Below are 11,942 nucleotides of genomic sequence, written 5' to 3'. Positions count from 1 at the left end.
CCTCACCCTACGAAGGAGGTCTGGTCGAAAAACAAGAGGTCCGCGGGGAGCACCGACCCCCGTAGTCGGAAACCTGTGTCTGCGGAGCGTGGCTCGCTTCTCTTCGGCCCGCTGCGCTTGATCAAGGACTAGACGTGAGTTCAGACACGTAGCTGAGTCCGAGGGGGCCTCCGCGGGTGAGCAGTGGCGCGATCAGTCTGACGGCTACCGAGAGTGCCTACTCTTGCTCGGGGATCGGACTACGACGCCAGGTTTGGTCCAGCACAGCTCGCTCCGCGTCCCATCCGGGCGCGAGGTCAAGCACAGTGTTGATCGTTGAGTCGGCGTTGAAGATGTGGCCGACTCCGACGACGCGGTATGCTGATGCGTCGTCCTCGTGCTCGTTCCGACATGAGAAGCACCAGTCTCCCTCAGGGCGTGATACGAGCAACACCGGACCTTCACCACTGAATGCATGGGTGCAAACATAGGACTTAAAGTGTGGTTCAACTGTCGTTTTCACGGCGGAGCCTTCCTGTTCAGGAGTGACATGAGGTGGTGAGGAAGCTCGGAGATCGGTGTCACCCTGGCTAGTTCCTCCGCTGAGAACGCATCAACGAGTTCGATTGACCCGACTAAAGACATCCGTGCTTCTTCTCCGAGTAGCCCGTCGAGGACGATGATTGCAGCGACATACCGGTCGTCATCATCATGGAGTTCAGTCCCGTCCTGCCTGAGGAGGATATCAAACGTGCTGTCGGGGAAGCGCAGCAGGACGTAGCGCCAACGGTTGGCGTCCACGTCGACGACGGTCTCGCCCTCTGTCTCGAGCGAAAATGTTAGCGCCCACTCCTTGGGTGGTTTCGCGGGATGGAACTCCCAGTTCGGGATCGAGGGCGCGAGCGCCACGATGTGCTTGGTGGCTCGGAGCAAGTCTGGATCACCGTCGGGGGTCAGGGTGAGAGCGTTCTGCGCGGCGTGCCCGGGACCTAGTTCCCAGGTCATTCCACCCAGCCGCGAGACCTGGCGATCGAGCTCTTCGTGGATTTGCGGATTCTCGAAGTTCTGTGCGAGGATAGGCGCGACAGTCTCGAACCAGGCCCAGAACGAGTGAACGCTGACTTCAGGGGGGAAGGATGTCATTCTCGCTCCACTTCGAAGGGCGAATTTCGTTCCGCTTGTTGTCAAGATCATTCACTCCGCCCTCACGGTTGATAGCGTTTTGTTCAGCGCGCCGACCCGCGACAGTGTCACTTGGGTCATAGCTGTCGATCACATCGGCACCACGCCGATCTCGGCCGTCCCTGCGACCGCGTTTCCCAGGATTTTTCTGTTTGGTGCGCCCGATGTAGGGTTTTCCGCTAGGGGTCTTCTCTCCTGGCACGCGATAGACTTTACCGCCAGCGGTACTCGTCGCTGCGTTTTTCTTCTTTTTCTTTAGAACACCGGCGACGAGAGGTAGCGCCTCCTTGCCTCCACGTCGTGCGACGATCTCGACACCGCCCTCGATCAGCGCCCCCACCGCCTCAGCGTCCCCGCCGATGAAGAACAGCGTCATCTCGATCGAGATCACGACGTAGGTCGGCGGGTCCTGCATCGTCTGCGAGACCCGGTCGGCAGTCTCGGCCGACACGTTCAGGCGGCGTCGCTCCTGCGAGGGCCCTTCGTGCGGCAGCATCGCGTCGGTGAAGCCCTCGAGGGTGTGCGGCTTGCTCACCCCGGTCCCCGGATTCAGCGCCTTGAGGCCATCGAGCATGTACCCCGCGATCAGCCCGGAGACGGTCGGTCCGCTGGGGAGGCCGTCGACCCGCGGTGGCTTGCCGGGCGCGCCGGGTCCTTGCTCGCCCGCGCCTTGGTTGGCGCGCGGCTCCGACGTGCCGCCGTGCGTGGTGCGGTTGCCGCTGGTCGGGGCCTGGTTGGTCTGGCTGACGCCGACCATGCCGCTCGCTCCGCGCGGGGGATCACCGCTACCTGATTGCGGATCGCCGCCGGCCTCCGGTGGCGCGCCCGTCGGTTCGAAGCCGGTCGGATCCGTGAGCGAGAGCGGCTGATTCAGCACGTAGGCGTAGCGGTTCCACCCTTGCGCGCTGTTGGGCGCGACCACAAAGGGATCCGCGCTGGCCATCCGCCCGAGCTGCGGGTCGTACATCCGCCCGCCCATGTTGAGCAGGCCACCGTCTTCCTGCGCCTCGTGCCCGGTGTACCCGAGGTTGACGGCGCCGAGCTCCGCGAGTTCGTCGGGCAAGCTCCAGTCTTCGGCGTCGCGTCGCTTGCCCCACACGTCGAAGGACATGCGCTGCTCCACGACGCCGAGCTCGTCGCTGACGACGTCCGTCGATCCCAGGTGATCCGTGTGCAGGTAGTGCGTGGCTCGGGTGGCGGTGAGCCCGTCGTCAGTGTCGACGACGGTGGCGACGATCCGCTCGAGCCCGGGCACGTAGTAGTGGTGCTGAGTCTCGCCGCCGAGCGTGTCGCGGTGGCGCTGGTACAGCTCGGTGACGTAGACGCTCTCGCGCGCGTCGGCTTCGCTGTAGCGATAGACCCGCTCTTGATCGGCGTCGTACTCGAAGCTGCTCGCCCCCGCCTGGGTCTCGAGTTCGGCCGGCTTGTCGAATGCGGTGTAGCTCAGCGTGATCGCGCGTGCGCCCGTGCGGGCGAGCAGGTTGCCGTTGCCGTCCCACTCGTGACCGCTCGCGTCGGCGACCGCGAGTCGGCCATTGCTGTCATACTCGTACTCGCCCCGATCAGTGGCGAACACCAGATTGCCCAGACTGTCGTAGGCAAAGTGTCGATCATGACTCTGCTGACCGTTGCCCGTGTGGACGGCAGCGACGCGGTGCAGAAAGTCGTATTCGAACGCCTCGTGCTGGGCGTGGAGCAGATCCTCGCGGCGCTCGAGCGTGCCGTCGTGGTTCCATGTGTACGCGAGCGACTGCAGCGCGCCGCCCAGCTCCGAGTTGGTCTCGATCGTCTGGGTGAACGGACGCAGCGGATCATAGCTGCGCTGCGTGGTGGTCCCGTTGCCGAACTGCTCCACCGTCACGCGATCGAGCGCGTCGACATCATCCACTCGCCACAGCAGCGCGTCGGTCGGTCCGCTTCGAACCTCGCGCAGCTGGCCATGGTTGGTGTACGCGTTGCGGACCCAAAACGACGGCAGCAGATCGCTGTGCGGGTAGTGGATCTCCGCGAGGCGATCAACATCGTCATACGCGAAACCAAGCTCGAAGCTCTCACCCGCAATCACCTTGGTGAGCGTCTCGAGCCGGCCAAAGTCATCGTACGCGAGCAGCTGCTCGTGACCGTCGGGGCTCAGGCTGGCGTCGAGTTCACCGATGAAGTCCTGGTCGAAGCTCCAGGTGGTCAAACCGTCGACGTCGCTGCGCATGATGACGCGACCGAGCGCGTCGCGCTCCAGCGCGACCTCGTTGTCGTTACCGTCGACGTAGCGCGCGAGCTCGCCGTGACCATTGTAGAAGTAGCTGCGCAGACCTTCGCTGGGGTCGTGGCTGGAGATCAGCCGGCCGAGATCATCGTGGACGAAGCGCTTGATCGTCGGCGGTGCTTCGCCCTGATCCACGCTCAACGCCGCCCGACCCACGCAGTCGGGCCGGACGTGCGTGGTCAGCTCCCAGCCGCCGTAGTCGAAACACAGCTGCTCCTCGTCGGGAGTCCCGAGCGCGCGCACGCTCTGGACCACGCGGCCAGCCAGATCCCGGCGGGTGACCTCGATCATTCCGCCCGTGTCGATGTGCACCAATTCGAGCCCGTGGTGCAGCCACGACTCGCTGACGTCGTCGGGCAACCGGTGGCGGATCAGCCGGTCCGCAAAGTCGTACTCGTAGCGATCATGGCCGTCGGGCGGCAGCCCGTAGATCGTCGGCAGACTGACGTGCGTCACCCGGCCCAGGCGGTCATAGCGGGTCGTCACATCACGCGCGACGCCGTCGTGCCCGGGGCTGCGGGTCTTGATCACGCGACCCAACCGATCATAGTGAGCGACGTCGTAGCCGTGACCCGCGGTCTCCTGCCGGATCTCCAGCACCGCGTTGTTGAAGTTCGGCCCCAGCATTTGATAGCTGAATGTGGTGTCGTCGCCGCGCGGGACCTGACCGGCGAAGCTGCGCAAGCCCGTGACGTGGCCAAGCCCGTCGTAGTCGGCGACCTTGCGCAGGCCGTTGGGATCCCTCGCCTCGATCACCACACCCAAGCCGGGATCCCAGCGCAGCTCGGAGCTGTGCCCGAGCGCGTCGACGCCTTGGACTGGAAACACGCCCTCGTCGTCGTAGCTCACCGTGCTGCTGCGCTGCTCACCCGCGAAGTCAGTCGCGGTCTGACTGACCAGATTGCCGTGAGCGTCGTAGCTGCGGGTCGTGTGCAAGAACAGCTCGGGCCGGGTCGGCTCGAGCGTGTGGGTCTGCAGCGCCCCGGTGTCTGGATCGTAGCTGGCGATCCACTCGCGCTCGCGGGTGGTCTGGCCGAGCTCGACAAAATAGGTGCGCTCGAAGATCGGCAGGCCGAGCAACCATGAGTCGCCGTCATTGATGTGGCCCTGCTCGTGCCGATAGGTGAGCGTCTTGTCGCCCGCGTCGATCGAGGTCGTCCACAAGGTTGGGTTGGCGTAGTCGTCGAGCTCGAAGATCGTGTCGACGACGTCGCTGATCCGCTGGTCCTCGTCGAGTTCGTCGACCTCACAAAAGGTGTCGGCGCAGGTCTCCAGCTCGTAGCTGCGCGCAATCTGCTGTGAGACGTAGGGGTGATAGCCGGGCTCGGTCTCGACATAGTCGAAGATGCGCTTGATGTGCGTGACAAGGTGCTGGCCAGTCTGTGCGTCGCGCTGATCCTCGGTGATCGTCGCGGGGATCCCGGTATAGGGAAAGTCGCGGAGCTCGGGCGCGTAGGTGTGGCTGTAGCCGACGCGGCGTCGGTAGATCGGCTGATGATCCTCGTCGTACTCAATCGTCTCGTGCGAGACGAAGCCAAGGCCGCGCCGGCCCTCACGATCGCTGCGGGCCATTCCATAGCGGTGCTCGAAGCGGCGCGGCACCAGCTGACCGCCGCTGTCGAGCCGGTGGGCGTCCACGACGATCCGCGGGTCTCGCTCGCAGCGCCGCGGGTACGCGCAGCTGTCCAGATCCAGCGCGTAGATCGGACTTGGCGCGTCGTAGTCGGTGATCGAGCGGTAGCTGACGTCGATCCAGGCGCCGAGTCCGTTCTCGATCCGCACGAGCTTGTCGGGCACCTCGCCCACGCGCTCACGCAGCGACCAGCGAAGCGACGTGAATACGCCGACGTCGTGGAGACCGTCGCCGGTCAGATCAAACGCGGTGCTGGCCCGCGGGCTCGTGTAGATGTCGCTGAGCATCAGATCGAGCGAGACCGGCAGCTCGTCGAAGCTGCCGTCGCCGTTGCTGATCCACACAGTCCAGGCCCAGTCACTGGCGTCTGGATCGTCGACCGGCGTGAGGTAGTCGAGCACCCCGTCGCCGTCATAATCGAGCACCCCCGAGGCCAGGTAGCGCGCGAATGATCGATTGCCCTCGACCTCCGACTGCATCAACCAGCCGCCGTCGACAAACCCGGCGCCAGTGTTGAGCCAGATCCGAACGCCGCCCCACTCCGGCAACGGGGGATCATCGACGACGATCGTGTCGTAGATCAGCTCGAGCTGATCGGGCCCGTCGCCGCCGTGCAGCTCATAGCGCAGAATGTCCTGCAGGCCGTCGTCGTTGAGGTCCAGGACCCGGTCAACGCCAAAGCCCTGGTTCGATCGCGGAAAGTCGTCGTCAATATCGGAGTTGTTGTAGTGGCCCGCGAGGCTCGCCCGCCAGCGCTGGGCGAGGTCTGGCGGGAGCCCGGTCGGCGCGAGCGAGCCGGCCCAGTCGGCGTGGGGATCGAGCTCGAGCGCCGCGTAGTCGGACCACTCCTTCGAGGGGATCCGTTTGTGTTGGGCGGCGTCCCAGGCCGGGATCACCAACAGCGAGGCCAGGCCGTCGCCGTCGTGATCGAGATGCAGCAGCTTGTCGTAGCTCGAGCAGACCAGGCCAGTGTCGTAGACGGCGTTGGCGTTGAACCCGACGCCCGGGACGTTGGGCGCGAACAACCAGCGCCCGGTGCCGAGCTCGGGCTCCTCGAGGTCGGCGTCGCCAGCACAAAACAGGAGATCGCCGAGGCCATCGCCAGTCTGATCCGCGCCGCTGAACAGCCAGATCAGCCCGGCGCCCGGGTCGAACTCGAATTGGTCGACGCCGCCCTCGGGCAGGCTGCGGGCGATGAAGAAGCTGCGACCCGCCGGAGGCAAACCCGGGATCGGCACATTGTCACCGAGCGCATAAACGTCGTCGCGGCCGTCGCCGTCATGGTCCGTCGCGAACATCGGCGGCACCGCCGGGCCGTTGCTGGCGTGGGAGCCCAGCGCCAGCAAGCCGCTGCGCTCGCTCTCGTAGACGAGATAGTGCCCGTCGGCCGCGCACTGCTGAAAGTTGGGCCGCGTGGATCCGCAGTACTCGAAGTCCTGTCCGTGCGCGCCCGGCTGCGAGGTCCAGGTCTCCCAGCCGCGATGCTCGGGGAGGTTGGACGTGCCGTCGCCCGCCGACAAGAACATGTCCGTGCGCCCGTCGCCGTTGGCGTCGAGCAGGGTCATGAGCTCCGCGAACGGATCGACCACATACTGCTCATTGTTGGGGAACAGCATGAACGGAAAGAAGGCCCGCTCGGCGAAGTTGACCTCGCCGGGCGTGGGCTCGAACCCGTGCTCTCCGGGCTCCCACTCGAACCGCGTCGCAGGCTTGCAGACCTGCTTGGCGTCGCACTGCTGAACGGCCTGGAGCAGGCTGCGCCCGGTGATGCTCGGGTTCGCGTAGGTCAGCTGATAGCGATACGCCAGCCCGTTGGCCGCGAAGCTGGTGACCCTCGCAAGGCGCGACGACTGCCGCTGCGGCGCGCCAAGGCTATAGCCCTGCGAGGGATCCGGCCGTGTCTCCCAGTCCAGCCGCACGTGGCGGGTGCTGGTGTGCAGGCCCAGGTGTGCGCCGTAGTCGATCGTGCTGAGATAGTGCTCGACGTCGGCCTCGCCAATGATCTGCGCATTCGGGCCGAGCACCGGGGTGGTCTCGTAGCGATAGTGGTAATTGACGGCGTTGCCAAAGCGACCACGCAGCTGCGCCAGCGACCAAGTTCTGGCGCCGAGGTGCGTAGTCACGGTCGCGTCGCGGCGGCACCCGTACGTTGCGATCGTGCCATCGCGCCGACGCACCTCGAACCCATACCCACCATGGCAGGTGTTCGAGCCGTCCGCGTCGACCTGGGCGACGACGCGCACGCGAGAGAAGTCGTCGCGCTTGGGCCGGTAGGTCGCGCCGATCTCGAATGGCGCCCCGTCGACGAGCATCAAGCGCTGGCCGTCGAGGCACAGCGCGTCGTCGCTGGTCATGCGCACGGGCGCGAGCTCGCCGTCCTCCGCGAGCGTGTGGCCGCAGCGGGTGATCGCCGAGTTGCCGCCGCCCAGTGCCCAGCCGACGCCGAGCGGTCCGTCACCGAGCTGGCTGTCGTACTCGAGCGACAGCGCGGGCTCGAGTCCGCGGGCGGCTGGCGGGAGGTCGAGCGGGATCGAGTAGCGGGCAGCGCCGCGATCATCGACGACGAAGCTGCCAGGTAGCGTGCCGACCGGCGACGACGCCGTGCGCTGGGGTGAAGGGGCGCCTGCGTTGAGACCTGCGAGCAGGGTGTGTTGCAGCAGAGAGCCCGCGAGTGGCGTCGCGCGGGCTTGGGGAGCGATGGATAGCCACACCGCGACGGTCAGCAGCATCAACAGCGCAACAGCGCGATGCTGAGGGCGGGCAGAGTTGGGCGTGGCCATGCTGGACCATGCCAGCATCAGCGCGTTGCTGTCACGCGCTGATGTTGCCGCGCAGCTACAGGCGGAGAGCGCCGCGGCTAGCCCTCGGCGGGCAGGTCTTCGGTCACTTCAACGTCGGCGGCAGGCTCGGGCGACGCTTCGACTTCACTGAGATCGGCCTCGCCGTCGGCGACGACTTCGCCGTCAACTCCGGGAGCACCAGGCTTGCGTCGCGCCTGCGCGCGCATCACCAGGATCGGCCGCAACGCCACCTCCACGATCTTCGCGGTCTCGGGCTTCTTGAAGTCGTACATCGTGCCGACTCCGCCACAGTACGCGTACAGCTGACGGCGCAGGCGATTGCGGAGCTCTCGGAGATCCGCGCTGGACTTGCCGTCCCGCGAGCTCCGTCCGCTGACCATGGCCTCATAGCGGGCTTGACAGGTCTTTAGCAGGGTCGCCAGCTCGTCACCCACCAGGGTAGCGAGGGTCTCGCCGTCGAAGTCTTTGGTGTCGAGCCAATCGAGCCGAGCGGCCATATGTGTGGCTTGCTGGGGGTACACGGCGCGCAGGAAGTCAGTTCCGTCGCTGAACATGCGCTCGCGTATCTCGGCCGCCGTGCGGGCCTGACTGATTCGCTCGTCGAGCTCGAGCCCGGCTCGATCTTCCTCAGTGAACATGGCCGCACCATCGTGTTGATAGATCGTGTAGAACTCCAGGCGCTCGCGCAGCTCGAGCCAGACCCGATCCACCAACGAATCGAACGCCTGCTCGCGGCGAGTGCTGAGATCCTCGTCGATTCGCGCGACCAGCCCGGCCTCAACCTCAGCAAGGACCGCGGCGAGGTCATTTCGGGTGGCCGTCACTTGCGGCGGCACTTGCCCAAGGTCCACGCCAAGCAGCGTCTTGCACAGGGATACGTAGCCTTCCGTCGTGAGCAGTGGAATCGGGTAGTAGATCGAGAGATCGAAATCATTCACAGCGAGGCGAGACTATCAGCTCACTCCGTTTTGGTCCAAAACTCGCCAGTCGCGTATCGCGCGGATGAAGTTGCGACTCGAGCTCGCGGGCGTTGGGCCGCTCGCAACCCAGAATACAGACGAGCGGCTCGCGGTCACGCGGGTCTCGTTCGAGAATCGGATTGTTGGACGCGCGCTCAGGCGGGTCCCGATCGAGAGCTGATTTGGTGCTGAGAGGGGTTTGACCCGTGCGAGCTGAGAGCTGAGTTGTCCGGGACGGGCCCGGGGATCCTCACGATACGAGTCGAGTTGCTCCGGAGCGGGTCCGATCCTCTGCCGATCGAGAACGGAGCTGATCCGGAAGGGGTCCGCCCCTCTCCCGATCGAGAGCGGAGCTGATCCGGAACGGGTCTGCCGCTCTCCCGACCGAGAAGCGACTCGCGTCGAGGCGGTTGGCCGCAGCTCCGCGAGAGTCGTAGGCCCCGAAAAGGGGTCCACGCTGACGCGAGCGACTTGGGACTTGGTGCGATCGGGCCTGCCGAGGCCGCCGAGCTGCTTCGAGTTTGGTCGGAAATGGCTGCGCGCCCCCGCGATCGAGTATGCACTCGCCCGATCTTGGTCTCTCGCGGCCGACGGCGAGTCAATCCTTGGCGCGAAGTGGGCGTGAGCGTCGATCTGCGAGATCGGAGTCGCTCGGATCGGGGCGTGTGGCGTCCCGATCGAGTGGGAACTCGATCGGGAATGGGTGAACTGGCGTCGCCGACAGCTAGGCTCTCGTCGGTGAGTGGTCGGGGCCCTCTCGCCGACAAGCCGACACTCGGAAGCGAGAGGGGCGGGGGCAGAACGGTGCGACTCGCGAGTCGCCAAATCCGGCACAGACGGCCGCCAAGGGTACTATGGAATAGGTCTGACGGCGGCGACTGGGCGCGGGCAGACTATTTTCCCTGCTCGAGCGTGTGCCGCGCGCGCACCCGAGCGTACACTGCACCGCCGCCGCATTCTTCGCGCTCCGTGCATGGCGCGTTGCACGCTGAACTGTCTGCCCGCTGACTCCGAGTCTTCGCGCGGCCAAGGCTGACCCCCGAGCCGCTGCTGGACATGGGCCAGATGAACCGTGCGAGCCGAGATCTGGGCTCGTGGTGGCGACGCCGAGCGGCTGAGCGACGTGTTTCCTGGAGAGGTTTGCTCGCCCCCATTCAAAGGGATTTCAGCCGCGGAACTGCTGCATTTTTTGCGGTTGAGGAGCGAGCGTTGGCGACCCTGGTCATCGACCGCGCCTCGTGAGAACGAACGGCCCGACCCGCGCCACGTAGTTCTCACTCAGGCGTTCGGCGCTTTCCGCCGGTCGAGACGGACACAGGCGCGGCCTCGGGAGTAGTCTTGCCCTCATGCGCCGTCCGACCGTCTTCACCCTGCTCACCCTGGTTCTCATCGCCATACCACTCACGGCAGACGCCGAGTACAGCTACCTGTGTACCTCCGTTCCTGGCGCGTGCGAGTACACTTCCGCGAACGTGCCGAAACTGTTCGCCGATGTCTGTTACAACCCAAGTAGCAATGCGATTCATGTGAAAGGGACGGCGCCGTGTCCATCGGGTAGCCGGGCGTTCAACGTGGTCTATGGGGAGATTGTTGATCCACAAACAGGGCAGGTTTCTGCCTACGCGCCGCTCGGCGATGCATGCGCAGCGGGGTTATGCATCGACTACGTGCCGCACGATAATCCGCAGGAGTATTCCATGTGTTGTGAGAGCGGTGGGCCGTGCTGGCCGGGTGGTGGCTGCGGCGGAGTTCTCTATTGGTGCCATGATGGAGTCTGTAACGAGGATGGTACCGTCACTTGCTTCAATGCAGAGGCCTTGTGAATGGCGATCGCGGCCGAGTAACCCCGATCTCGGGCTTGATTCTCGAGATCGCTATCGCTGGCATCTCGGGCGAAAAGAGCAACTAGATGCCACGCATCTAGGGCATTTTCGAATAGCAGGGTCTGCTCGAACTCGACCGCAACGGATCGACTCGCCAATGCCAGCGCACGAGATGACTCTTCGGTGCGCTCGGAGCGTTGGCCCTCCTCCAGGCGCCACAACGCTCCATCCACGTTCCCCTCTCGGGCAGCGACAACGGCCGCCTGCCCGAGCCAACGCATCCGCGCGTTGGCGACGAACTCCACCGACCCCCCACCGCGCGAAGCCATCGGCAACAACTGCATCACCACGCACGCGACCATGACCCCGACAAGCGCTGCTGCGATCAGATGGCGCCAACGCCACCTGCGTGGCGGCGGAGCCAGTGCTGCCGCCAACGCGTCCATGCTGGGGAACCGATCGTACGCTCCGACGGACAGCCCCCGCCGAACCGCACGAACGACATGCCGTGAGCCGCGAGGTTTGCCCAACAGCTCGGCCTGTGCCTGTATGGATCGGAACCGGCTGACCGGCACCGTGGCCTCCAGGCAGGGACCAAACGGGTTGGTGCCGCTCAGCGCCTCCCACAGCGCAACGCAGACCGAGAACTGATCCGAGCGCTCGTCGCCTGGCAGGCCGACCAGTCGCTCGGGTGGCGCGTAGTCGACCGTCCCCACGAAGATCCCCAGCTCATCCAGGTCGGCCGTGAGCGTGATGAGGTGGCGAGCGAGGCCGAAGTCGACGATGACAGCTTGACCCTCGGAGCCGATCCGGACGTTGCTGGGCTTGAAGTCGCGATGGACCAGCCCCTTGGCGTGAACCGCCGCGAGCCCATGCGCGACCTCGATGAACTTGGCGACGATCTCCTTGGGGCTCTCGTCGGCCCACCAGGCACGCAGCGTCGGCCCCTCGAGCAACTCTAGCACGAAGTAGCGGTAGTCGGGCCCGATGCCGTGCTCGAAGATCGAGACGACGTTGCGATGGTGGAGTTCGGCGAGCAGCTGGCCCTCCCGCATCGCGACATCACGATCCCCGAGGTCCAGCACCTTCAGCGCGACCCGTCGGCGGAGGTCATGATCGAACGCTTCGTAGACCCTCCCATACGTGCCAAAGCCGATCGTGCGCATCAACTCGTAGCGATCACCAACGACGACCGGTGTAGGCGACCGGCCCAGTCGACGCAGCACGACCTCGCCCGCGAAGTAGCGATCGATCGAGCGGATGTTCTCGTCCTCGTCTTCGTCTTCCACGGGTCACTGCGGT

At 65.4% G+C, this 11,942-nt stretch carries 5 protein-coding genes; 1 reads left to right on the top strand and 4 read right to left on the bottom strand.

Going from position 1 to position 11,942, the window contains the following annotated elements; all coding sequences use genetic code 11:
- Nucleotides 1-498 precede the first annotated feature (498 nt).
- The 3 genes from ENSA7_RS00830 to ENSA7_RS00820 form a co-directional block, all read right to left on the bottom strand.
- Nucleotides 499-1,122: a hypothetical protein gene (locus ENSA7_RS00830; protein ID WP_106087273.1), complete on the bottom strand. Its 624-nt coding sequence runs from the start codon at nucleotides 1,120-1,122 to the stop codon at nucleotides 499-501.
- A complete protein-coding gene (locus ENSA7_RS00825) occupies nucleotides 1,103-7,837 on the bottom strand; it encodes an RHS repeat-associated core domain-containing protein (protein WP_181232858.1) in 6,735 nt (2,244 codons plus the stop codon). The genes ENSA7_RS00830 and ENSA7_RS00825 overlap by 20 nt, the downstream gene beginning before the upstream one ends.
- A 77-nt stretch (nucleotides 7,838-7,914) precedes the next feature.
- Nucleotides 7,915-8,796 carry a hypothetical protein gene (locus ENSA7_RS00820; RefSeq protein ID WP_106087271.1) on the bottom strand — a complete coding sequence of 294 codons (882 nt, stop codon included), beginning with the start codon at nucleotides 8,794-8,796 and terminating at the stop codon, nucleotides 7,915-7,917.
- A 64-nt stretch (nucleotides 8,797-8,860) separates the two neighbouring features.
- Here ENSA7_RS00820 and ENSA7_RS42940 point away from each other — a divergent pair, with 64 nt between their 5' ends.
- The gene (locus ENSA7_RS42940) at nucleotides 8,861-8,998 is read left to right on the top strand and encodes a hypothetical protein (protein WP_181232856.1); all 138 of its coding nucleotides are present in this window, start codon (nucleotides 8,861-8,863) and stop codon (nucleotides 8,996-8,998) included.
- A 1,572-nt stretch (nucleotides 8,999-10,570) separates the two neighbouring features.
- Here ENSA7_RS42940 and ENSA7_RS00810 read toward each other — a convergent pair.
- Nucleotides 10,571-11,929, bottom strand: coding sequence for a serine/threonine protein kinase (locus tag ENSA7_RS00810; protein WP_146157177.1), 1,359 nt, complete (start codon nucleotides 11,927-11,929; stop codon nucleotides 10,571-10,573).
- Nucleotides 11,930-11,942 lie beyond the last annotated feature (13 nt).

Origin of the sequence: Enhygromyxa salina (genome assembly GCF_002994635.1) — a bacterium.
Lineage (GTDB): Bacteria > Myxococcota_A > Polyangia > Nannocystales > Nannocystaceae > Plesiocystis > Plesiocystis salina_B.
This window is presented reverse-complemented; position numbering and strand designations above follow the sequence as displayed.